Annotated in this window: 17 protein-coding genes and 1 tRNA gene; 7 read left to right on the top strand and 11 right to left on the bottom strand. The window is 36.1% G+C overall.

The annotated features are described in order from the left end of the window. Positions 1 to 19: 19 nt before the first annotated feature. Positions 20 to 1,333 (bottom strand): hypothetical protein, encoded by a 1,314-nt coding sequence (locus WC747_00460; protein MFA5998479.1) that lies wholly within the window; start codon positions 1,331 to 1,333, stop codon positions 20 to 22. A 20-nt stretch (positions 1,334 to 1,353) separates the two neighbouring features. Further along, complete coding sequence (locus WC747_00465; protein ID MFA5998480.1) at positions 1,354 to 4,119, bottom strand: hypothetical protein; 2,766 nt, start codon at positions 4,117 to 4,119, stop codon at positions 1,354 to 1,356. 179 nt (positions 4,120 to 4,298) lie between these two features. Here WC747_00465 and WC747_00470 point away from each other — a divergent pair, with 179 nt between their 5' ends. Next, a complete protein-coding gene (locus WC747_00470; GenBank protein MFA5998481.1) occupies positions 4,299 to 5,816 on the top strand; it encodes a YifB family Mg chelatase-like AAA ATPase in 1,518 nt (505 codons plus the stop codon). A 15-nt stretch (positions 5,817 to 5,831) separates the two neighbouring features. Here WC747_00470 and WC747_00475 read toward each other — a convergent pair whose 3' ends face one another. Together WC747_00475 and WC747_00480 are read right to left on the bottom strand one after the other, a co-directional pair. Then, positions 5,832 to 7,925 carry a hypothetical protein gene (locus tag WC747_00475; protein MFA5998482.1) on the bottom strand — a complete coding sequence of 698 codons (2,094 nt, stop codon included), beginning with the start codon at positions 7,923 to 7,925 and terminating at the stop codon, positions 5,832 to 5,834. A 17-nt stretch (positions 7,926 to 7,942) separates the two neighbouring features. Beyond that, on the bottom strand, positions 7,943 to 8,866 hold the full coding sequence (locus WC747_00480) for an endonuclease/exonuclease/phosphatase family protein (protein MFA5998483.1): 924 nt from the start codon (positions 8,864 to 8,866) through the stop codon (positions 7,943 to 7,945). 206 nt (positions 8,867 to 9,072) lie between these two features. On the opposite strand from WC747_00480, the gene WC747_00485 reads away from it, so the two are divergent. Then, positions 9,073 to 9,786 carry a hypothetical protein gene (locus WC747_00485; GenBank protein ID MFA5998484.1) on the top strand — a complete coding sequence of 238 codons (714 nt, stop codon included), beginning with the start codon at positions 9,073 to 9,075 and terminating at the stop codon, positions 9,784 to 9,786. Between the two features lie 32 nt (positions 9,787 to 9,818). Then, positions 9,819 to 11,783, top strand: a complete 1,965-nt coding sequence (gene priA, locus WC747_00490) for a primosomal protein N' (GenBank protein ID MFA5998485.1) — start codon at positions 9,819 to 9,821, stop codon at positions 11,781 to 11,783. Here priA and orn read toward each other — a convergent pair. The 3 genes from orn to WC747_00505 form a co-directional block, all read right to left on the bottom strand. Continuing rightward, on the bottom strand, positions 11,764 to 12,336 hold the full coding sequence (gene orn, locus WC747_00495; protein ID MFA5998486.1) for an oligoribonuclease: 573 nt from the start codon (positions 12,334 to 12,336) through the stop codon (positions 11,764 to 11,766). The two genes, priA and orn, sit on opposite strands and share 20 nt — an antisense overlap. Before the next feature lie 91 nt (positions 12,337 to 12,427). Further along, positions 12,428 to 14,332, bottom strand: a complete 1,905-nt coding sequence (locus tag WC747_00500) for a hypothetical protein (protein MFA5998487.1) — start codon at positions 14,330 to 14,332, stop codon at positions 12,428 to 12,430. 128 nt (positions 14,333 to 14,460) lie between these two features. Next, positions 14,461 to 15,246: a hypothetical protein gene (locus tag WC747_00505; GenBank protein MFA5998488.1), complete on the bottom strand. Its 786-nt coding sequence runs from the start codon at positions 15,244 to 15,246 to the stop codon at positions 14,461 to 14,463. 194 nt (positions 15,247 to 15,440) lie between these two features. Between WC747_00505 and WC747_00510 the strand changes: the two genes are divergently transcribed. Next, positions 15,441 to 17,627: an ATP-grasp domain-containing protein gene (locus tag WC747_00510; protein MFA5998489.1), complete on the top strand. Its 2,187-nt coding sequence runs from the start codon at positions 15,441 to 15,443 to the stop codon at positions 17,625 to 17,627. On the opposite strand, the gene WC747_00515 is transcribed toward WC747_00510, so the two are convergent. The 3 genes from WC747_00515 to ruvA form a co-directional block, all read right to left on the bottom strand. After that, complete coding sequence (locus WC747_00515; protein MFA5998490.1) at positions 17,624 to 18,913, bottom strand: amino acid carrier protein; 1,290 nt, start codon at positions 18,911 to 18,913, stop codon at positions 17,624 to 17,626. The genes WC747_00510 and WC747_00515 overlap by 4 nt on opposite strands. Before the next feature lie 224 nt (positions 18,914 to 19,137). Further along, positions 19,138 to 20,130, bottom strand: coding sequence for a hypothetical protein (locus WC747_00520; GenBank protein ID MFA5998491.1), 993 nt, complete (start codon positions 20,128 to 20,130; stop codon positions 19,138 to 19,140). Between the two features lie 189 nt (positions 20,131 to 20,319). Then, positions 20,320 to 20,916 carry a Holliday junction branch migration protein RuvA gene (ruvA, locus tag WC747_00525; protein ID MFA5998492.1) on the bottom strand — a complete coding sequence of 199 codons (597 nt, stop codon included), beginning with the start codon at positions 20,914 to 20,916 and terminating at the stop codon, positions 20,320 to 20,322. Between the two features lie 163 nt (positions 20,917 to 21,079). Here ruvA and WC747_00530 point away from each other — a divergent pair. The 3 genes from WC747_00530 to mnmE all read left to right on the top strand — a co-directional run bounded on the left by WC747_00530 (position 21,080) and on the right by mnmE (position 23,610). Beyond that, a tRNA-Gly gene (locus WC747_00530) sits at positions 21,080 to 21,155 on the top strand. Positions 21,156 to 21,260: 105 nt separating this feature from the next. Beyond that, positions 21,261 to 22,232, top strand: coding sequence for a Jag N-terminal domain-containing protein (locus WC747_00535; protein ID MFA5998493.1), 972 nt, complete (start codon positions 21,261 to 21,263; stop codon positions 22,230 to 22,232). Beyond that, a complete protein-coding gene (mnmE, locus tag WC747_00540; protein MFA5998494.1) occupies positions 22,210 to 23,610 on the top strand; it encodes a tRNA uridine-5-carboxymethylaminomethyl(34) synthesis GTPase MnmE in 1,401 nt (466 codons plus the stop codon). Before WC747_00535 ends, mnmE begins: the two co-directional genes overlap by 23 nt. A 48-nt stretch (positions 23,611 to 23,658) precedes the next feature. On the opposite strand, the gene WC747_00545 is transcribed toward mnmE, so the two are convergent. Continuing rightward, on the bottom strand, positions 23,659 to 24,315 hold the full coding sequence (locus WC747_00545; GenBank protein ID MFA5998495.1) for an OmpA family protein: 657 nt from the start codon (positions 24,313 to 24,315) through the stop codon (positions 23,659 to 23,661). Positions 24,316 to 24,732: the final 417 nt, after the last annotated feature.

Below are 24,732 nucleotides of genomic sequence, written 5' to 3' on the forward strand. Positions count from 1 at the left end.
TCGTATAAAATTTAATTCTTTAAAAGATCAGTGAAAACTGTGCGCCATACGTTGAAGCTATTGCTGCACGCATTCCTTTAAATGAATTTTTCCAGAAAATTTCAAACTGAGGAATAACGCGTTCATAGTCCCCACGCAGTGGACTATAAACTGCTACAAGGGCAATATCATGACGAGTCATTTCATCAATGCTAAGTGATGAGTTAACGACTTCAAAATTAAAATCGGGACATATCGTTGTTAGAGTATCTTTTTGCTTACGCCAGTATTGATAAAATGTTTTAAATGAATACCGCTGAGAAGGGCTAAAAATTTGAGCATGAAGGTTGAAGTTTTGCAAGAACGCATACTGCTTGAACGTTTGAGTGAGCGTTGGTAAAAGTAAGCTTGTTTGTGTAGGGAATGATTTAATACGACGCAGCTTTTGATTGCTCCAAAAATACCAGAATTGTCCACTAAATCCAACTTCGCCAACTGTTCCAAGCTTCATGCTTAGTCCGCCACCAAAAGGTAATCCAACTGCTCCATCAGCTCCAAAAGATACAGGCATAATGATATGTTCGTTTGTTTTTACACCAGTTGGAAAACTTAATCCTACGCGAATGTTTGCTTGAACATTTCTAAGGACTTGACGACGTTGCGGAAAATCTTGTTGCCATTCCAAAAGTACCGTTAAATCTCCAGGACCAGATTGTTTCCAGCCGTTAACGCATAAGCCAAAATATTTTTGCGAATCCTGCGCAAATGAATCAATAAGCTCTTGTTGAATTTTTTCACCAGAAAATAAATAGTTATTTCCGAGATACTGCCATTGCACGTTACAAAGTTTTGCAAAGTATATTGGAAGATAAGCGCTTACATAAAAAGAGTTGCTAAAGCTGTAGGTAGTACCGAGCGCTATTTGACCACATGAAAGGGTTCCTGTCGGTCTGTAGATACCATTTTCAAGGTTGCTCACGCCACCACCAGGTCCTCCAGCAATGCTATCAAGGAGCTGTGTGAAAGGTGTGGATAATTTTTGAACAGTTGCTCCGTTGGTGTCAAATCCTTGGTACATAGAAACGACGTTTTGTATTGGTTCATAAATTTGCAAAACGTTAACTTCAAAAGTTTCTTCTTCTGCGCAATCAGTCGCAAAGCCTTTGACGTTATAACTTTTTTCGCCAAGAATGTGTCCTTGCCAATTTTTAACAGCAGGTTTTTTGAGCCTGAGGTTGATATCGTATGGCACAAACATTCCAAGCGGAGTTATTGCTTGTGTGTTATGCATGCTCATAAAAAAGCACAGCGCAATGAGTTGTTTAGAAAAATTGTTATTGGTTGTTGTTTTCATTTCTGAGTCCTTTTTTTGTATTAAACGTTTGCATGTGCGGCAAAATTACCAAACAGTATCAAGCTACCTGTAACACTCTCTTGGACAAATCCACCCAGGTTGTCTGTTCCGAAAGCAAATGGAAGTGGAGCGTAAGCAGAAAGCTTGGTCATAATAATTTGGCTGCTTGAAAGTCCTGCTCTAACACCGGCAAATATTTGTTGTACAAGTGGTGTTGTATGAACACCTTGCAATGGTTGAGTTAAACCAAGAAAATATGAACTTGCAAGATTCCAAGAACCATTGGTGAAATAACTGGACATGTAATTATCGAATTTAATAAATGATGATGGAGCACCAGTGCCATTGGATTGAACACTTAGAAAATCATCAAACGGTGTGAGCACAGAATTTTCAATTACAAATCTGTTTAAGCGTGCTTGTTGCGTTCCAAATGAATTACTGAGCACTATTAAGTTTGATAATGTTTTAAATGTACGTTGTGGTTGCAAGCTTGGTGAAACTGCTATGAGCTTTGTAACTGCTGGCAGTCCGTTGGGAATTTTGATTTGTGTTGTTTGCTTAGAACCAACGTTGACTGTAAACAGTCCGTTTGTTGTACCAATTACCGCAAATCCATTGTCGATAATGATATCAAGGAAATAACTACCACTTGAAATATCTGAAGATGAAGCAACAAGCTGCTCACCTAAAGCGACTGTTGGAGTTGTTAAAAATTTATTTGGATTAAGCGCAATGCGATAGAGCTCTGTGCTCGTAAGTATGTAAATGTATGTTTGATCCCATACTAGTTTTTTTACTGATGTAAACTCACCAACTGTTTTCCATGTTTGTCCTGTATTGAGAGCCGCAACGTTTGGTAAGTTTCCAATCCAGCTACAGCCCGAAGGGCCTCCTAAACTCGTAATGTCTTCTGCTAAAACAGAAACTCCATTGATTCCACCGACAAAGATCCAATGATTTGCCCCATTGTGTGCAATGTCTGATGCAATAAGTGCTCGATGATCATTTAAATCTGATCCCTCAAAAGAAATAACATCTGCTGAAGTCATAGCTAAAGATTCAAAAATTCCTGCATTTAAAGCGCCAGTTTGTCCAATGGTTACTTTTCCGTAGCCTGTTGCCAAAAGAAGTGACACTGCATTGTTAAAACCGGAAGTTGATTGTGGAAAATTAAAAAGTCCTTGAATGCCTCCTGGAGCACCTTGAGCAACAGTTAAAAAAGGAGCTAAGTTGCTATCGGTTACAAATGTTGTTTGTTGCACCGCTCTAAAATTGGTAGTTACGTGAGCCACATAAAAACCAGAGATTGTTTTTCTATCAACAACGCTATAATTCATCTGTTCATCTGAACCGAGCACTCGTGCCCATGGCGACCAAGAAGTGATGTGTCCATCTTGATCAAAGATAGCCTGACTATGCCAAGTTCCAGGAGATTGTGTTGCTGTGTAAGCATCACCAATGACTGCATAAACTGAATCACCAACTGCATACAAACTTTGAATTGAATTTGGAGCGTCTAAAGGAAGAGCTCCAGCACCAACTGAAAGTTGCGCGCTGTAAGCGCCCACTGGATCAATTTGTGCCGCGTCAGAAATGACGGTAGTAAATTGTCGAGATGAAAAAATAGCAGGCTTCGTATTAAAATAATTTTTCACACTGGTAAAATCTGCAATTTTTCCTGTATCAGAACCTGTTGAAACAATTGGAACAGCATAAATAGTTTGCGGAGCAGCACCGTTGTCACGCGCAACGATCAAGTAATCAAGGCCTGTGCTTGTTTTCATTCCGGTAATATTTTTAATACGAATTTCATTGCATGAATTAGCTGAAATAACCGTATCAAATCCTGGATTTAAAACAGACGTTGGTGCAATTTGCTTGAACTGAAAAAGAAAACCACCAGATCCATCAGGATTTACAGAATTTAATTGAGCAATAGTTATACCTGCTGCGACTGATCCTAACGATGCAGTGGCGTCAACTCCTACGTAAACTTGTCCAAACAAATTGCTAATGGTGACGCTTGGGCAAAGTTCTAGAAGTGGAGCAAGTCCACCAGAAAGAGCAGGTGTTGTTGTAGTGATTTCGGTATCAGCAATTAGTTTAAGATAAGGAATTACGCCTTGCTCACTTGTGAATTTTGAACGCGCAAGTAATGTTATTTTTGAAGTTGCGTCAGCTCCAAAGGCTCCAACAGCATGAGCTGCGTAAATTTCATTTCCAGAAGCTAAAAGTGTTTTTACTTCATCGCCAGTTCCAAAATCATGAACTAAAAGTTCGGTTACATTTTTATGGTTATCATCTGTAACAGCATAATGTACAAGATTTTCTACAGCGTAAATTTTAGTTGGATCACTGGTAACCGTAAACACTGGTTTTTGTATTGATACGTCGAAGAAAGAAAATATGCCTCCCCAAATTGGATTTGCAACAGATCCTATCATTGCCGATGTTCCATTCCATGCGTAAGTTATTGCATTTTCTGAATTTGCCATTGGGATTGCAACTGGTCTTACGTTTGGAGCTACATATGAAGAAAGTTGATTAATGAAACTGAGACCATATTGTTTGACTGAGTCTGCTTTGGTGCTCATAGCGAGATCGTTTGATGCGGTCCATAAGCGAGGAAAAGATGTGTCTGATCCAGCGTCAAAAGATGCAAAACCGATATCGAAACTAAATGTTTCGCCAGTTGTAGCACTTGAGTCTCCGATAGCAAGTGGAGCATGCAAGTGAGCGCAGTAAACAGATGTGAGCACGAGAATATGAAAGATTTTGTTCATTGTATTCATCCTTACTTAAGAGCATTCATTTTGTTAAAAAACATGAGCAGAATTGCGTTTTTTTATAATTATAACTTTTCTAACTGCTTCAAAAATGATATCTTTAATTTCGTGTGAGTAGTTCTGAGCTGTTTATGTATTGGTAGTTTACACAAAATTCAAAAAAATTAGATCTTTTTATGCATACAAAAATTTTTTCAGCAACCACCATAGGAGTCAATGCTCATCAAGTTGACGTTGAAGTTGACTTAGCATTTGGACTTATCAATTTTTTCATTGTCGGGTTACCCGATGTTGCCATTAAAGAAAGTCGACAACGAGTACTCACTGCTGTGAAAAATTCCGGTTTTCGAATGCCAGAAAAAAAGATTACGGTTAATTTAGCTCCTGCAAATTTAAAAAAAGAAGGAACTCTTTTTGATCTTCCTATCGCACTCGGAATTTTAAAAGCAGGAAACATGATTCAGCTATCGCAATCATTTTTACAAGAAACAATTATTATTGGTGAGCTATCACTTGATGGTAAAATTAATCCAATTCAAGGTGCGCTTTCAATTGCATGCGACGCAAAACGTTTAGGAAAAAAACGTCTTATTTTGCCTAAAGAAAATGCAGCAGAGGCTGGACTTATTGATGGCGTAGATGTTATCGGCGTAAGCAGCTTGGTCGATTTAATTCATTATATAAACGGTGAATCAAATATAACACCTACTAAAACAAACGTTTCTGAATTTATTAATTCTCAAAAAACAACAGAGCTCGATTTTGCTGATGTAAAAGGGCAAGCTTGGGCTAAGCGTGCATTACAAATTGCAGCAGCAGGGCGGCACAATGTGATATTTTCTGGTCCACCTGGATCTGGAAAAACAATGCTTGCTAAGCGGCTGCTCACTATCATGCCAGATATGACCTTTGATGAAATTATTGATACAACCAAAGTTTATTCAATTAGCGGAAAGCTTGGAAATAAATCATTAGTTGTTCAGCGACCTTTTCGAAGTCCGCATCATTCAGTTTCTCAGGCGGGACTTATCGGCGGTGGAACTTTTCCAAAGCCAGGTGAAGTGAGCCTTGCTCATCATGGAATTTTATTTTTAGATGAGCTGACAGAATTTAAGCGCGATGTGCTTGAAGCGCTTCGTCAACCGCTTGAAAACCGTGTTGCAGATATCGCTCGTGTGCAACAATCAGTGCAGTATCCTGCATCGTTTTTACTCGTTGCAGCGCTAAACCCATGTCCGTGTGGTTACTTGGGTGACACAACAAAAATATGTACTTGCTCACAAGCCCAAATACAAAAATATCAAGATAAACTTTCTGGTCCACTGCTTGATCGAATTGACATTCGAGTGTCAGTGCAAGCGGTAAGCTATCAAGACGCAACTCGTGATAACAGAGCTGATGAAATCAGTTCTGAATTTTTAAAAATTGGCGTTAAAAAAGCTCTTGATGTTCAGCAGCAACGCTTTGGAGTTGAAGGTAAAGCAAACGGTATGATGACAGCACAAGAAGTTAAAACTTATTGTGTGCTAACACCTGAAGCAGAAATTATTATGCAAAAAGCTTTTGCAAAGTTGAATTTGAGCATGCGCAGTTATCACAAAACTTTAAAAATTGCCCGAACCATTGCTGATGTGGACGGCTCTGAAAAAATCGACAGCAAACACATTCAAGAAGCGATTATGTACAAATCCTAGATTCTTACAGCACTATTATTGAGTTTTAGGCGTAACTGTTTTTTGGTAGGGATTGTGAGTATACCTTTTTTTAGCAGGTAGGTTGCCATTGCGTTGATTTATGGCAGGTTTTTTTAAAGCAGTTTTTTTGATAGGACCAGTACGTAAAGCATGTTCTAATTTCTGTGTGAACTGTCTGTCTATATTTGTCTGATCTGAAGAAAGAACCCTTTGATAAATGGAATTAATTTTATTTTTATATTCTTGGTAGTTACAATCTCTAAAATTAATAAATTCTTGATCTGCTGTGGCACAATGATGCTGAATGGTTCCTTGATCGTGTAGCTCAAAATAAAGTGTTTTATTGCGTAAATCACATAAAATATTTTGTACCTTACTGTCGCCAATTTGTGCAGACAAAATTACAATATCAATTGATTCTTCAATGCTTTCGAAGGACATCAAAAGAAACATTTTTGTTAATACTTCAGCAACTACAAATTTTTTAGGAGTATCTAGTTCTGTTAGCACGTTTAAAAGTTTCATATCAAATAACAAATAATTTTGATCGAGATAATGAACGGGTAAAAATTGAGGTAAATGTGTTTTTTTCATGTCTGCTACATGCTCGATTGTTAACGATACAAATAGCTTATTGGTACTCATGAGAACTATTTCTTTAGAAGTAGGAATTACAATATTATTATCAGGTGCTGTTGCAACTTTTACATTGGTAATGTTTGCTACATTTTTATCATAATCATTTGTCATAATCCAATTGGTATGGGGAAATTTAATACTTCCATAATTGTTCAAATAAGAATCTGCAAAGTCGTTTGTGGTAAAAACTTTTAAAGCCTCATTGTAATCTTGCTTTTCAAGACTAAGTGCTGCAAAATAATCTTCAAATTCATAAGTAAGCGGTATCGTTTCATCAAAATATGTATTGGAACTAGGTCCATAAGTAACTGTAAAAAAGCTTCCAATAAAAAGAATTGGATAATGCAGATCTCCAGCCCAAGAGCTGGATTTTTGCAGGTCATGTTGGACGATTTCTTTAAAACGAAGTCCACCGATATAACAAGATTGTAGTCCTAAGCTTTTAGTCCAAACATAGTTATTTAAAAATGATATAATTTTTTTAAGACTATTATTTTCTATGCCTGCGATACTAGCACTTGGTTCTCCGTGACCAGTCATAAAAATATTAAAATGAGGTAATAATATTTTTGATTGTAATTCGGTATTTTTTTCAAATTCTGACTTTTTTATAAATAATTTTTCAAGAACGTTTTGCAGCAATATTCCCAGCCGCTCATTATTTAACTGTTCAGTTGTAACTTTGTCTATTTCTCTAAATTTTTCCAAGAAATAATTATCTTTATAATGATAAGGCTGTAAAGATGCCACGTTTAAGCCCATATATAAATCATATAGGTTTTTATCGAAATTTTGTGACGCAGATTTTTTTGTTTGTTTAAAATTAAAGCGTTCGTTTTTAGGAATAAATAAAAGATAGGCATCAAGATCAAAGCAATCATATAAGTCTTCTGTAATGATATTTTGGTATCCTTTATGTTCAGCAAATAAAAAATATAATAAATGCTCACTTACATCTTTATCATGAATTATAGATGTTAAAATTTTATAATAATCATCACTGTCTAGCTGGTCTTTTTTGGCCATATGAAGACTAATCCTAGTTATCGCAGATTTTATGAAAGCGAAATTAGATTTTGAAAAATTGGAATGATAATTATATTTTATCCAAAGATCGGGCATAGTCATATTTAAAAAATCTGACCAGATTTGAGCTCTAAAGTGCAGATTTCTCCATAAAGATTTACTGCAAAGAACGATTTGTTCTTGTCGTAAAGCTGCGTGTAAATAAGAGGTGGCAAAAGAAGCTATATTTTCAATATCTTGATCTTGTAAAAACAAAATAGGCTTTTCTTGTTTTTTTAACCATTGAGTTTCAAAAGAATCATTAATAATGACGATGTTTTTTATACGTTCTTGCGGAGATGAATAATCAGAGTTTTTTGCTTTTTCTGCTTGTTGCAGGTCAGCTCCAAACGTTTGACTAATTGATAAAAGCGTAATGATAAATAATTGTTTTTTACACACCATGAACATTCCTTTTTAGCTTATTGGTCTTGGAATACAGCATAAAGCACTGCATGATCTGATGGCACCTGATCATGAATTCTTTTTCCGGGGTTATTTCCTATGATCTTAGAGAACTGACAAACTTTGAGCAGGTTGTCTGACGACACAATATGGTCGATACCTTTACGCTGGCCCGATACATCGTTTGAAGTTGTAGCTCCAGCAAAAATATCAAAATATTTTTTGAAATCGTTATCAATTCTTTGTAGGAATCCTAATGAGCTAGTTTTCATTTCTTGAGCATTGGTATTGAAGTCGCCAGCAAAAATTTTATGAACTTTTTTAGAATTTTCTCCAGCCAGTATTTTTTGGGAAGCTGCTTGCAGCTTTGTAAGCTGACGCTCGCCTTTTTGTATATTGTCTGTTCGACTATCATCTCCTCTGCTCAGGTGCAGAGAGCTTGCTAGTATTTTTGTGTTAGTTTTTTTCGATTGTAAAAGTCCTAAAGCAGCAGAACCGCCATCGCCCAAATCAATACCACCTCTTTTAATTACTTTAAAGTCTGATTGCTTAACATACAAAACTGTTCCACCGTTCCGACCTTTTGGTTGGTATGCAACTTCAACATAGCCTTTTGCTTTAAGTGCGTTACCTAATTTTTTTCGAGATATTTGGTCAACTTCCTGAAATGATAATATTGACGGCATAAATGATGCTTTGTCTGCATAATTTGGTATGTGTTTTAAAGTTTGATTTAATCTACTATAGTCACCTTTTTTTTCAGGAAAAAAACTATCTACGTCTTGTGTGTTTGGTCCTAAAATATTCCAGCTGAACACAGAAAACATTGGTTTGCCAAGCATTGGCTTGTTAAACATGGGTTTGCTTTTTGCCGCAGCATAGACATTGTCAAAAAGTCCGATGCCCAAAAACAAACTCATGATAAAAAATGATTTCTTCACGCGCGTCCTTTTATAAATAAAAATAATCTATTTGGTGACAACTGGTTATTTCAAGAGTTTTGTAGGAATATCTAAGTGCGTGTAAAAGCATGCGCAGATTTAATTGATTAAAACAGAGCTTTCTTGGACTAAGGTTTTGCAGGTGGTATACTTGTTAAAGTGCATGGCATGTTTATACGGCAACATGGTAACATTTAGGGTTTTTTGTGTTTCAAAAGTTTTATTTTAAAATTATTTTTATTCTGTTTATTTTTGGCGCATTTGTCTGTGCGCAAAAGCCGTCTGTCGATGAAATTCAAAAAAAATATCAAGAGTCGCTCAGCCTTTTTCTTTCCATGAAACAAAAAAAGTTGCTTGCTGATGGTTTATCGATGAACGATCTTTTTTTATTGATAAATAAACCATCTGATGAACTTATCCGGCAGATGAGAGGCGATAACGCAGTTTTGAAAAAAGCTTTAAAAAAACTTAAAAGGTTGCAGCGACGTAAAAAGACTACAGACTCTGTTTTAGAAAAAAGTATCGAAGAGCTGAAAAAATATTATCAAGACTATGTAGATATGTATTCTTACATAAAAAAATATGATTTGAATAATGACATTGCTGTGTTTCATCAAGGATTAAAACAAAGATGGTCTACGCTATGGGACTGTATTAATCAAGGTGAAGATATTGTTTTATTGCTGCAAGATTGTGGCGTTGATCAGGCAAACGTTACAGGCCTTAAAGAACTTATTGTAATGGTCAAACAAGATCAAAAAAAAGTAAGTGAGTATGAAGATAGGCTGCATACTCGTTGGATTGATTTAAAACTGGCAAATTATGTATATAAAATTGAATTAATTCGATTACGAAACGCTGCTTATTTTCATCCTCTGTATAATGGTATGAATATAAAATCGGTTTATCCTAAGTGGTAATGCAGCCTAAGCAGGCTATGGAAAAATAAAATATGATTATACATGTCCGTTTGTTGCACTATGCATCAAAATTTTTTACATACAGTGTGCCCCATGAATTGCAGCATCAAATTTCTCCAGGAGTACTCGTCAAAGCTCCACTTGGCAATCGTATTATTCCTGCAGTCGTATCCCAAGTTGCTGACCCAGCACAAAAATATACCTTTACTATTAAGCCAATTCACTCGATTTATCCTTTTCCAAAAGATACTTTGTACGCTTCATTTATTGAAACGATTGGCAACTACTCTCAAACAGATTCTTTATATTTTCTGCAGCGCTTGCAGCAATTTTTATCAGAAAAGCAGCAAATAACAGATATTGTAGTACCTCTTGAGTCTGTAACTCACGCAGAGCAAGTTTCTTTTACCAGTGAGCAAGAAGATGCTTACAGCAAAATTGCTCCTTATGTTTTAGATAAAAAACATCAAACGTTTTTACTTCATGGAGTTACTGGTTCTGGAAAAACAGAAATTTATAAAAGGCTTGCGCAGGATGCTATAAAGCAGGGTAAAGCAGTGATCTTGCTTTTACCAGAAGTTGCTTTAGCTTTGCGCTTCGAAAGAATATTTGCTTCATATTTTGCTCAAACTCCCGTCATAGGATTTCATTCTGCTGCACCTACAGGGCAAAAACGACTGCTTTGGCAATGTCTGCTTGAACAAAAGCCGATTATTATCATAGGTGTTCATATGCCTATTTTGTTACCTATAGCTCATTTAGGATTAATCATTGTTGATGAAGAGCATGACCATGGGTATCAAGAAAAGAAACATCCAAAAATTCATTCTCGCGACATGGCAATCTTAAAAGCTGCAATGTATGGAGTACCTGTTGTTCTCGGTTCTGCTACGCCATCACTTCAATCTTTATGGAACGTTAAAAAGCGTGGATGGACTTTGCTGACCATGCTTAACCGATTTTCAGGTAACTTCCCTAAAATTCAGTTTGCTTCTTTGAAAACGAAAAAGAAACGAAAACATTTTTGGATTACAGATGAACTACACAAAGCAATGCAAGATCGCCTGGAAAAAAAAGAGCAGACCATTATTTTTTTAAATCGTCGTGGATATAGTTTTTTTGTACAATGTCCCTGCAGTTTTGTGTTTTCATGCGGTCAGTGCTCAGTAAGCTTGACGTTGCACCAAGATGATTCATTGTTGTGTCACTATTGTGGATACAGATCTTTTATTCCCACAATATGTCCTACGTGTGGCGTGAGTCATGAAGAATTTTTAAAAAAAGGTATTGGTACGCAACAAGTTGTCTCAATTTTGCAAAAATTATTTCCTCAAGCTCGCATTGAGCGTGCAGATTTAGATACAACGGTGAAAAAAAGAAGTTGGGCAAATACTGTTGAAGAAATGCAAGAAGGGGCTATTGATATTTTGGTGGGAACACAGTCGATTACCAAGGGGTATCATTTTGCAGGCGTTACGTTAGTTGGAGTTTTGTGGGCTGACTTGAACCTGCATTTTCCCGTGTATAACGCTGCAGAAACTGCTTTGCAACAACTAATTCAAGTTGCAGGACGTGCTGGTCGACAGTCGCAGGAAAGTACGGTGATTATTCAAGCGTTTGATGAGCATAAGATTTTTGGATTTGTGGATGAAACTAAGTATCAAGCTTTTTACGATCAAGAAATTCAAAATCGAGTTGATGCGCAGTATCCTCCTTACAAACACATTGCTGAAATTGAATTAAAAGGTTCTGATCAAAAAATAGTTGAACAAGATGCAAAAAGATTTGCAGTTATGCTTCGTCAATGCGCAGAGCAACAAGGATTTGATGTGCAGATTTTAGGACCAATTCCAGCTATGATTTATAAGATTAAAACTGTGTACAGCCAAAAGCTATTTCTAAAATCTTTTTCTAGAAGCTCTATGATAGAACTTTTTTCAGATCTTAAAAACTATAAAATGAAATCAGCTGTTTATTTTACGATTGACCCTGTTTAGGTAAGATTTCAGGGATAGTAATAAAATTTGCGCGATAGAATTTTAATTCTTCAATCGATTCTTTAATGTCATCTAAAGCTCTATGAGAATTTACTTTTTTGTATTCAATCTTTTTCCCAGCCCATCTGCTCAGCATAATTTTAAATGCTGTAACGTCGACAACGCGATAATGTAAAAAATCAACAAGAAGAGGCATTTCCTTTTTTAGAAAAATTTTATCAAACCATACGGTGTTACCACAAAGAGGAGAAGAGCCTTTTTCACAATACATTTCTAAAAAATTTAAAGTTTCTTCTTCTGCTTGCTCAAGAGTGATAGTAGAATCTTTAACTTTTTGAGTGAGTCCAGTTTTACCATGTTGCTCAACACACCAAGCATTCATACGCTCTAAAACCTCATTAGATTGTTTGATAACTAAATCTGGACCAGTTGCAATAACGTTAAGGTCATTGTCTGTGATAATGGTTGCGATTTCTAAAATAACATCATTGTTATAATCGAGACCTGTCATTTCAAGGTCAATCCATACCAAATAATTATTACTTTTTTTCATATGAACTTTCTTTAAGAGGAATTAAAGCTTTACTGTAACTATAGTTAAAAAGGTTATTGTTGTAAATATTTTCAATAATAGTTGCTAGTTATTATTGTTTAAGCTCACAGTAGATTTGATATGACCTTCGATATTTTTCTGGTACATGTGTATGATCCTTTACAAGATCAAGAAAATCATTTAAACGATCAGAGAATTCTAGCAGGTCCCATATGGTCCTTTGACGTTCGTTTGATTCTTTTGTGTTAAAGTGAGCACCATTGTCAATTTGCCATAATAGATGTAAGCATTGTAACTTAGCTTTAATAAATTTTTGTTTATAATGGCGTTTTTCTGTAAATTTTATTAATACTCCTGCAATATTATGGGCTACGGTTGAACCATGATATTTATCATTGTCGTTTGTTGGTTTTGTAAAATCTAGGCCTAAAGCGGCAGCCTCTAGCACTGGATTATACTTCCTATCTGTACGAAAAAAATTATGAGCAACTGTTTGCCCTTGGTTATTATATTCATTTAACATTTCCTTTGGAACAGACCTAAGAATCTCTAACATGGTCTGTGGATTTTGTTCTTGCTGTAGAGCAGACATAAACTCTTGCTGAGATTGAAAATTAAATCGAGGTTGAGTTGTTACTGTGTCGTTATCGTCATCATCGTTATCATTTTGAGAAATACGCACCAAATTGTGTGAGTGATTTGGTTGTTTATAGGTAGATGTTGTTACTAGCTTGCAATCGTCATCATGACCACCAATTAGAGGAGCTGGTAAAAAACGTTGTAACTGATTTTGTTGTTGATCAGTAGTTGTTTGGTTTAGGCACGACGCATCTTTTTTTGCTTTAATCTCTGCAGCGTTCTTTGCAAGCTCTCTTCCGAAAGCATAAGGATCATGAGTGTAACGCCGTATACGAGATCGTTGAGATTGCTGCGCGTTATCGTCATCATCGTTATCATTTTGAGCTACTGATAATTGTTGAGAAGCAAGATGCTGCAAACAGCTTGGTGGTTGAATCGTAGGCGTTGAGTGCAGGAGAGAAGCAGCTTTATCTGCTTTAAGCTTTTCTCCAAAAGCATAAGGATTATGAGTGTAACGTCGTATACGATATTGAAGAGGTTGCTGTGCGCAGGCTTTATCGTCATCTTGAGCGATAGCTTTAGATGTTGAATCAGATACTTGATCAACTGAATTGTCGTAATTTAAAGGCTTGACCGATTGATCTTTTGGTTGATGATAAGCAAGCAGATGGTCTAAGTTATTTAATTCTTTCTTAAAGCTTTTTGAAAGACCAGCCCCTTTTAAAAGGCTCCACACAGAGCTTGGACGTTTAATGTTAAAATGTGCACCATTGTCAATTTGCCATAATAGATGTAAGCGTTGCAAGTTACTTTTAATAAATTTTTGATTAGAACGGCGACTTTTTACAAGTTTTGTTAACAATCCTGCAATATCATGAGCTATGGCTGAACCAGGATATTTATCATTGTTATTTGAAGGTTTTGTAAAATCTACGCCTAAAGCAGCAGCCTCTAGGACAGGATCATACTTCCTGTATATGCGAAAGAATTTATGAGCAACCGTTTGTCCTTCTTTGTTATATTCATTTAGCATTTCTTTTGGAACAGATCTAAGAATCTCTAGCATGATCTGTGGATTTTGCTCTTGCTGTAGAGCAGACATAAACTCTTGCTGAGATTGAAAATTAAATCGACGTTGAGTTGTTACTGCATTGTCATCGTCATCATCGTCATTATTTTGAGTAACTGCTGCAAGATCTTGAGAGTTATTTTGTTGAATAGTAGCTGCTTGGATTAGGTATGAAGCAATTTTATCTGCTTTAAGTTTTTCTCCAAAGGCATAAGGATTATGGGTGTAACATTTTTTTTGAGTCTTTTTTATAGGAAAGTAAGCCTCTTCTTTTGTTGGTAAAGCAGATTCAAGAAGCATTGAACTAAAAAGACAAAATAAGATTGTGAGTTGGCTAGAACTATTCATATAAATTTCCAAAGCACTTAAGAGAAATTAAAACTTTGCTGCAACTATAGTTAAAAAGGTTATTGTTGTAAATTGTTTTCAACAATAACCTTTTTAATATTATTTTTGAGCTCACAGTAGGTTTGATATCACTTCTGATAGTTTTCTGGCACACGTGTATGATCCTTTAAAAGATCAAGAAAATCATTTAAAAGACCAGAGAATTCTAGTAGGTCCCATACGGTCCTTTGACGTTCGTTTGATTCTTTTGTGTTAAAGTGAACACCGTTGTCAATTTGCCATAATAAGTGTAAACGTTGTAATTTATTTTTAATAAAATTTTGATTAGAATTGCGACTTTTTGCAAGTTTTATTAACAATCCTGCAATATCATGAGCTATGGTTGAACCAGGATATTTATCATTGTTGCTTGAAGGTTTTGTAAAATCTACGCCTAAAGCAGCAGCCTCTAGGACAGGATCATACTTTCTGTATATGCGAAAGAATTTGTGAGCAACTGTTTGTCCTTTGTTATTATATTCATTTAACATTTCCTTTGGAATAGACCTAAGAATCTCTAACATGGTCTGTGGGTTTTGTTCTTGCTGTAGAGCAGACAGAAACTCTTGCTGAGATTGAAAATTAAATCGACGTTGAGTTGTTACTGTGTTGTCATTGTCGCTATCGTCATTATTTTGAGCAATTGCTGCAAGATTTTGAGAATTATTTTGTTGAGCTATAACTGCTTGGATTAGACATGAAGCAGTTTTTTCTGCTTTAAGCTTTTCTCCAAAAGCATAAGGATTATGTGTGTAATAATTTCTTTGAGTTTTTTTTACAGAGATCTCAGTTTCTGGTTTGGTAGGAAAAGCAGCTTCAAGCAGCATTGAACTAAAAAGACAAAATAAGATTGGGAGTCGTTTAGAACTATGCATATAATTTTCCAAAGTTTATAAAGTGAAAAAGTAAAAAGTATGAAATAAAAACTATAAAAAGTGTAATGTTTTCAAATAGAAAGTCAAAAATCATTATTGCATAGCAGAAGATGTTTTTTTGAAAAACATCATGAATTCTGTACACTAAAAAGTAGATTTTATAAGTTTTCATAGTGATCATATTGGGGTAAGACATGTTAAAAGTTGGTGTGCTGTTGGGCGGAAAATCGATTGAGCGAGAAGTATCGCTTAATTCTGGCAGAACAATTTGTGATCATTTAGACACGCAGCTTTTTGAAGTTTTACCAATATTTCAAACAGCAGCCGGCGATTTATATTTATTACCTTGGTCTTTTTTATATCGTGGAAAAATTGCTGACTTTGAGCATCGATTAGAAAAAGAAGCTCAAAAAATTATATGGGATGATCTGCCAAGCCTTGTAGATTTTATGTACATTGCAACTCATGGAAAATACGCTGAAGATGGACGACTCCAGGCGATGCTAGAGTTGCTTAAAATTCCATATCTTGGCTCAAAAGTTTTTGGTAGCTCTCTTGGCATGAATAAACTTTTACATAATCATTTTTTACATTTTCAAGGGATTGAAACTCCAAAATGTTTTGGTTTAACGGTTCATGAAGTAAAATTATATGACGTAATTCAAATTCAAAAAAAGTTCGAAGAAAAAAATATAACATTTCCTGTAGTTGTTAAGCCTCAAAACGAAGGCTCAAGTTTTGGTGTTTTTGTGGTGCATGGGCCAGAAAAGCTACAAGAGTTTATAACAAAAGCATGCTTTATCAGTGGATCTGTCGGTCAAGGAGTTTTGATTGAAGAAAAAATTGTTGGAATGGAATTTACGTGCATTATTTTAACTGATTATATCAATAATCAGTTTTTGCCTTTGCCGCCAACAGAAATTTTACTCCAAAAGGGCGCTGAAATTTTTGATTACCAACAAAAATATATGCCTGGTGCAGCCAATGAAAGAACACCAGCTTCATGCAGTGCGCAAGATCTACAATTGATTCAAGATACTTGCGTAAAAGCTATGCAGGCGCTGCAATTTACTAACATGGCACGCATTGATGGATTTTTAACGGCAGATAAACGTGTGATTATAATTGATAGTAATCCTTTATCTGGCATGGGACCTGCTACGTTTTTATTCCGACAAGCTGCCGAAGTAGGCATAGGGCACGGCCAGCTTATCAATCACCTTATTAAAACAGAATTGAAAAGTTATAACATGGAAAAACAAGTGAAAAAACAAGTTGAATCCAAAAAAATTCGTGTAGCTGTTTTGCTTGGCGGTCCGAGCAATGAAAAAGAAACTTCTTTTAATTCAGGACGTAACGTTTGTTATAAATTATCTCCAGAAAAATATGATGTCACGCCAGTGTTTGTAGATAATAATATGAAGCTTCATATATTGGACAATCGTTTGCTTGTTCATACATCGACCCGAGAAGTTCAAGCAAACATTGCGCAAGCAAAGGCAATTTCTTGGTCTGATTTAAAAAACATTACTGATTTTGTATTTATTGCATTGCATGGTGGTCCAGGTGAAAATGGTATAGTTCAAGGAACGCTTGAAATGCTAGGTTTGCCATACAATGGCCCATCAGTTTTTGCGAGTGCTTTATGCATGGATAAATATAAAACGGGACAATTTCTGCGAGCTCAAGGTTTTCAAGTGCCACAATCACTGCTTCTTTCAAAAGAAGAGTGGCAACAAAAAAACATGGAAAGTGTGAACGCGTTTACCGAAAATGTTGGATTTCCGTGCATTGTTAAGCCTCATGATGATGGATGCAGCGTGATGGTGTTTTCTCCAAAAAATGAGCAAGAACTGCAAGAGGCATTACAAGCTATTTTTATGCAAAAACAGTCGGTACTGTTAGAAGAGCGAATTTTTGGCATGGAATTAACGGTTGGAGTAGTTGGAAATGAAAATCCACGAGCTCTTGCGCCAAGTGAGTCTGTTGCTAAAGCTGGTATTTTAAGCAGTGAAGAAAAATTTTTACCAGGAGCAGGAGAAAATCAAACTCCAGCTCGGCTTTCTCCAGAAGATATTGCACTGGTTCAAAAAACAGTTAAAGATGCTTATGTGGCTATGACATGCGCTGGCTATTCTCGCATTGACTGTTTTTTCCAAACAGCAGAGCAGTCACCAACGGGTAAAAAGCGAGTTGTGATTTTAGAATGTAACACGCTTCCTGCACTAACACCCGCAACATGCTTGTTTCATCAAGCGGCAGAAGAAGGGTTGCGCCCAATGGATTTACTTGATGAAATAGTTCAGCTTGGATTTCAAGCGCACCAACAAGATGAAGTTGTCAGCGTCGATCAAATTTTACAGAGCCATAAGCAGCTTTAAGCTGACAATTCTTTTCTGTGTCGCAGCGTTAAAATAAAAAGTCCTGCAATGTTTGGCAAAACTATAAGCGGTAAAATTAAATCAGCAATATCCCAAAGCATTGGAGTGTCAACGATTGCTCCAAGGAAAATAAAGAAACAGACAAAGCCGTAATAAATAGTTAACCAACGATTGTTGGTTAAAAATCCAAAACATTTACTTCCGTTAAAGCTATTACCGAGTGTTGCACCAATAATGCATATGGTAACTGTTGTAGTCAAGGCAAAGGTACCAAAAATTGGAAGTGCAATTTTAAAAGCATGCATAGCTAAGTCATTAGAGACTTTTCCCATAGTCCATACTCCAGTGACAAGAGTGACAAGTCCTGAAATTATAGATAGAAAGGTATTCATAAAAATTGAATACATTCCCAAAATTCCTTGATTGGTAGCGCTGTCAGTGTCTGAGTATGCATGGGGAATTGCTGCGGTTCCTACACCGGCCTCAGTCGTAAATGCACCTTTAAAAATTCCCTGACGAAGTCCCATAAGAGCTGTTGATCCTAGAAATCCACCAACGGCTGCAGTCGGGCAAAATGCATGAGTAAAAATTGAAATGATAGCGCTTTTGAGTGCTGGGATATTTGCAAAAATAATAAAAAAAGATGAGAACAAATAGGTCGTGTACATTAAAGGTACGGCTTTTGAAGCAAAAAAACCGATCGTTTTTGTGCCACTAATCAACATGAATAAAACAAATATGGCAATGATCAGTCCGGTGACTGGTTCAGGAACTCCGTGGTAAGCGTACGTGGCAGCCAGTGCTTTTGACTGCAGTGCTGACCAAGATGAAAAGAGAAAAATGCTTAAGGTTCCATACCAGCTTGCAAGAAACGGATGTACTTGATACAGATATCCAGTCGGCCCACCAATGATAGATCCATCCTTAGCGTAACGTTTATACTTTACCGCAAAGGTAACTTCAGTAAACTTCGTAACCGATCCAAAAAAAGCATAAATTGCCATCCAAAAAAGAGCACCCGGACCACCAATGGCAATCGCAATAGGTGGGGTTAAAATATTACCCATGCCAAGGCTAGTTGACATTGCAGTGTACAAAGCCTGCATTGGACTCAAGGTGTTTTGTGTTGAATGTTGTGATTTTTTTAATTGGATGATGTGTAAAAACTGTTTGAATTTTCTGAGCTGTGGAAATTTAGTTATGAAAGATAAAATGATTCCTGAGCTTAAAAATATACACGCAAGGGGAACATCTATCGCATGAATAATTGTTTTCAGTGTGATCATCAAAGCCCTTACATTATGAAAAAACATGTTTTGCTTAGAATAGCTCAGAACGTATAAATGTATAAATTTATTTAGTCACACATTAATAGGTTGAAAAGTTTTTTATTTGAATATGAATGACGGTTGTTTTTTGTTCGATTTACATCTAGCAAAATTTTATGGGGCTGGCATATGCGTTTATTCATGCCAGCCCCATAAAGTTTTATTGCAGTTTGACTGTTTTATTACATTTCTCCATGTGATCTTGTTGCGTCTCTTGATAAAGTAAGGGCTTCTTGTTTTGCTTGATCAAACTTTTTACTCATCTCTTCTGCATGCTCTTTTTCTAGTTTTTCAATTCGGTTGTTGATAATGTTTTCATCAATAATCGGGTTTTTATCATTAAAATATTTAGCTGTTTTTCTAGGATCAGAGATAAATGCATTATGCATAGTTCTATGAACGGTTTCAACCGGGTTTCTTAAAAGATTTTTATCATATTTAGGGTCATGCGTTTTTTTAACAATTTGTTTTAATAAATCAGATACAGTAGTTACTCCGGGCTTATATAGTTCCGGAGATCCTTGATAATATTTAGAACTTATTTCACGTGTAGCAGTTGGATCTGATATTGGTTCATTAAAAAAATCTTCTCTTACTTTATCAGGGTTTTTACGGTCACGACGTCCTTCTTTTCTGCCTTCTTCCATAGCCTTCTTGCTTTTGCGAGCTTCTGAGTCTAAAAAAACCTTCTTTTCTTTTGAAAGTAATGAAGAAAATGCCTTCTGCTCTTGCAATCTATATTCTTTTACAATAGAGTCTATTTTCAATATATCTTCTAGGTTCAGAGAGTCATTCAGTTTATAGAAAAACTTGTCTTTTTCTGTTTCATCTAAATCAGAATTAACAACAATAGACATTGCTTTTTGAATAGTCATTGAATCGTGAAAAGATTTTGCTATGGTTGGATATTTTTCTTTCAGCGAGTTTATAGTTTCTGCGCTAAGCTTTGTATTTCCTAATTCTCGAGTTCCTTGAGTTTCTTTTTGATCTGCAAGTTTTTTACGTTTTTTGTCAGCTTTAATTTCTTCAGGGGTTTTTATTTTTGGATTAATATCACCAAATTCTGGTCGATAAAGACGAGGTGGATTTGTAGTTGCGGCGGCATGTATTATCCCACAAAAGCAATATGTTATAAATAAGCTATACATTATTTTAAAAAGTTTATGAAAGTTCATGAGCTAATCCTTTTTTTATTTTTATCATCATGTTATGTATCGGATAACAAAAATATGTACGCAAGGGCAAGCATTATCATAAAATTTTTAAAATTAATATTGAATTTATCTAACAATCGAACTCTTTATCAAGCTAATCATGGACTCGAATCGAGTATTGTGAGCATGAAGTTTTTTTACAGAAAACATTTATTTTTTGGCTAAAATTGTAAGGGCTTTGCGAAGCAGTAGATCAAATGCTGGCGCTTGATCGGTTATACTTTCTTTGAGCATGCTCATTGCTTGTTTGATTTCAAGAGGTGAATAATTCAGTGACGCGAGCGTGTCGTGCAGGTCGCCCCACGCACTTAGTGACGTTTGCGTAGCAAGGTGTGGATGGACCTTAATTAATTTTGGCGCCTTTTCTCGCAAATGAATGCAGAGCTGTTCTGCTTTTTTTGCTCCAAGGCCTTTAATTGCATTGAGTCCTGACATATTTTCCTGCGAAATCATTTCTAAAAAAATCGAAGGATTAACTTGTTCAAGAATTGATAGTCCAAGCTTTGGGCCGATGCCAGAGCAACCGATGATAAGCAAAAAAACGTCTTTTTGAAGCTGTTGAGTAAATCCAAACAAGCTAGGTCCGTTTTCAGCAGACCAATGCATGTAGGTATGCAGTGCAACTTCTTGTTTTATGGTTAAAGTTTTTGCCTCAGGACAAAATAATTCAAAGCCTATGCCTGATTGTTGTACAATTATTTTATTTTCTTGAATGCTTGTTATGATCCCAGAGATTGATCCAATCATTGATTACACCAGTATTTATAAGGTTTTTAAGCACTACTAGTATTAACTATGAACTAAAAAGATCAAGATTAAATCTTGTCGTTCACTGATAATACGCGCTGCGTGCGCAAAAGCGGTTTGACATGGCCGTTAAAGCTGTTAAACTTTAAGAGTTATCAAATTTGTGGGAATAGCTCAGTTGGTAGAGCGTTGCCTTGCCAAGGCAAAGGTCGCGGGTTCAAGTCCCGTTTCCCACTCCAAAAATCCTTCAAATCTATTGCAAACACAGATTCTTTTAGATTATTCTAGTACTAAATAAGCAGACAATTTTTTTGGGTAAATACAATATGCAGACAAGAAATTCGATGAAATCAGTCCTTGCGCAAGGTGCAACCGTTGTTAAGGCTATCGAAGAAGCGTTGAAAAAAGCAGACATGCCACAAGAATTTTTTGTAAAAATTCTAGAAGAAGCTCAATCGGGCTTTCTGGGCTTTGGATCAAAAAAAGCAAAAATCGCATTATTTTTTAGAAAAGAGTCTTTTGAGCAAAGAGGCGATGGAGTTCTTGCTCAAAGTTCATACGAAAAACTTTTCAATAATCAATCCATGCAAAAACAAATAGACAATCAACAAAGAGATGTGCCATCTCAAAAAGATGTGAAACCGGCGCCATCAGCTCCAGTCGCTCCTCGACCACAAGTCGTGGTAAGGCCTCAAGCTCCTGCACAAACAACAGTAAGAAGACCAAATCAATTTCTGCAAAGAGAGCTGAGACCGGTAACTCCTCAAGTTAAAGAAAATCAACCTCAGGCCCGACCTCAACAAGTTCGATCTTTAGAAAAAACAGATAGCTTGCAAAGACCGCAGCGCAGACTACAAGATATTCCTCAGCGTCAATTGCCTCGTCGTGATCAGCCTCGCAGAGATGAATCTCGCAGAGACGAGTCTCGTAGAGACGAATTTGCTAGAGACGAATTCACTAGAGATCAGCCTCGCAGTGAAGCTTCTGACAGAGATCAAGCTCGTCGAAATGAACCTCACAGAGACCAGTCTCGTAGAGACGAATTTAATAGAGACGAATTTAACAAAGACCAGTCTCGTAGAGAGCAGCCTCGCCGAGAGCAGCCTCGTCGAGATGATAGTTTTTCATCTGATCAGTCAGGTCAAGAAAGATCTGGTTTGCAGGATTCTGGATCAGAAAGATCACAGCGACCTAATTATCCTAATCGCAGAAGATCTCGTTACCATTCACCTCGACCTCGACAAACTGATGGCGATGGTGGAAGTTCGACATCAACTACTCCAAAAAATACTAATGATTCCGACGACAACTTCTAATCGTTTACTTGCTCAGCATGAACAGACTATCGTTGCTTTATGCACCCCTCAGGGTTCAGGGGCAATAGGTTTGATTCGTTTGTCGGGCAGTGACGCACTCGCCATAGCTGACAGTTTAAGTCTTTTGCCGTCTGGAAAAAAATTATCGCAGCAAGTAAGTCATACCATTCACTATGGATGGGTCGTTGACGACAATCAAACTCACATTGATCAAGTTCTTTTCTTGCTCATGCGAGCACCTAAAACATTTACAGGACAAGACGTTGTCGAAATTTCATGTCATAATAATCAATTTTTAATTGAAAAAATTATTGATAGAGCTTTGCAGTGCGGAGCTCGTTTGGCCTCTAAAGGAGAGTTTACGCAGCGAGCTGTCATGCTTGGAAAAATTGATTTGCTTCAAGCAGAAGCTATGAATGATTTGATTCATGCTCAAACGGCCGAGTCTTTAAAATACTCGCTACAGCAGCTTGAAGGTAGTTTTTCTTCATGGATAGCAGACGCTGAATTTGCAGTCGTTGAAATGGTTGCTTTTTGCGAAGCAAGCTTTGAATTTATTGATGAAGAGATAGAATTTGCTCACGATGTTTCTGTAAAAATGGAAAAATTAATACAAAAAATTGAAGCTTTACTGAAAACATACAGCAAGCAGCAATACATTAAAGAAGGCATTCGCATTGTTTTAATTGGCTCTGTTAACGCCGGAAAATCATCACTCTTGAATTGTTTACTTGATAAAAAACGTGCAATTGTCACACCAATTCCTGGAACAACTCGTGACACGATAGAAGCTGGAATGTTTCGTGATGGCAACTTTTTAACCATTGTTGATACTGCAGGGATTAGAAAAACAGATGATGAAATTGAACAAGAAGGCATTGATCGATCTTTTAAGGAAGCTGCAAGTGCAGATATAATTTTACTCATTGTTGACCAATCGCAGCAGTTGTCTGAGCAAGAGCAGCAAGCTTATACAGAAATTATAGAAAAATACTTACCAAAAATTATTTTAGTTCAGAATAAAATTGATCTTGATAAAGCAACGTCAAAAATAATATTTGATGGGCCTGTTGTACAAATTTCTGCAAAAGAAAATAAGCATGTTCAAGATTTATTTGATGCTACTGCAAAAAAAATAGACGAGCTAAAAGGATCAGAGGCAATTACGTGTCTGCTCAACAATCGTCAACATGATCTTTTGGTAAAATTCTTAGAGCATATTAAGCAAGTGCTGCCAATGCTACAAAATTCTGTTGATTATGAATTAGTTTCATACCAACTAAAAGAATCGTTAGTTTTGCTTTCAGAAATGACCGGTCGGTCCGTTAGCGAAGCTGTTCTCGATAAAGTATTTCAATCTTTTTGTGTTGGAAAATAAAAAAAATGGCTGCTTTTTAGGCAGCCATTTTTTAGGTCTAAATTAAATTTATTTTGAATCAATTGCAAAAATTTCAACACGTCTGTTAGGAGCTTGTTGTTTTTTGTTGCCGTCTTTTACGACTGGCATTTCTTGGCCACGAGGAGCAATTTTGATATTTGATGAATCGATTCCTGCTTCAGCAAACTTTTGAGCAACATGACGAGCACGTTTTTCAGAAAGAGCTAAGTTGTAAATTGCAGATCCTGCTGAGTGACAAGCATGTCCTTCAATAACAATAGTTTTACCTTGTTTGATCATTTTTTTAGCTTGATCAATATTTTTATGTAAATTGCTGTGTTCAACAGGTTTCAAGATATCTTTATCGAAGTCAAAATACAGTGTTTTGAAAAGATGTTTGCTTTCTTCTGCTGCTGAATCTTCCCAAGAAAACAGTTTGCTTTCTGATGGGGTTTGTAAGCCTTGTTCCGTTGATTTATGCTTTGATAGATGATCATCAAGAGCAAAAGTTTTCATTGAGTTATCATCAAGGTCAAAAGGTTCTGTCGCAGATGATTTTTTATTTTTGCTAAATTTGTTTTGATCTTTTGAAAAAAATGAATCTTTTTTTGGTTCAGATTTATTTTGATTTTTTTTACAGCCGCCAAGAAGTAACGCTAGAATGGCAAATGAGAACAAAATGACTTTGTTAGACTTTGTTTGCATACGAGAAACCTTTTTTGTTTTTTTGAGTTTTTATTGTTTGTGAAGATCGATTTTCAAACAGTTTATTTTGCTCTATGAAAAAGTCAATGAGTCGCTGAGATGCGGCTAATGAATTTATCGAGCTGGTTTATATTTTCGTTACTCTTAGTACTAAATAAAGGCTGAAAATAAGAAGTTGGTATTAAACCTCTCGAACCCTTACAACTGGTGTAGCTTTTCTTGGAGTAGTTTTTTTATTACAACAAGAGTTTCCACAACCACTAAGAAATAAAGCTAGGATGGTAACTGAAAATAAAATAAATTTGTTTGATTTAGCTTGCATTAAAGAATCCTTTTTTTTTAAAGATATTGATTTGCAAGCAGTCTATTTTTTGCCTATAAAAAAGTCAATGAGTCGCTGAGATGCGGCTAATGAAT

Source organism: Candidatus Babeliales bacterium (assembly GCA_041660205.1).
Lineage (GTDB): Bacteria > Babelota > Babeliae > Babelales > Chromulinivoraceae > JACPFN01.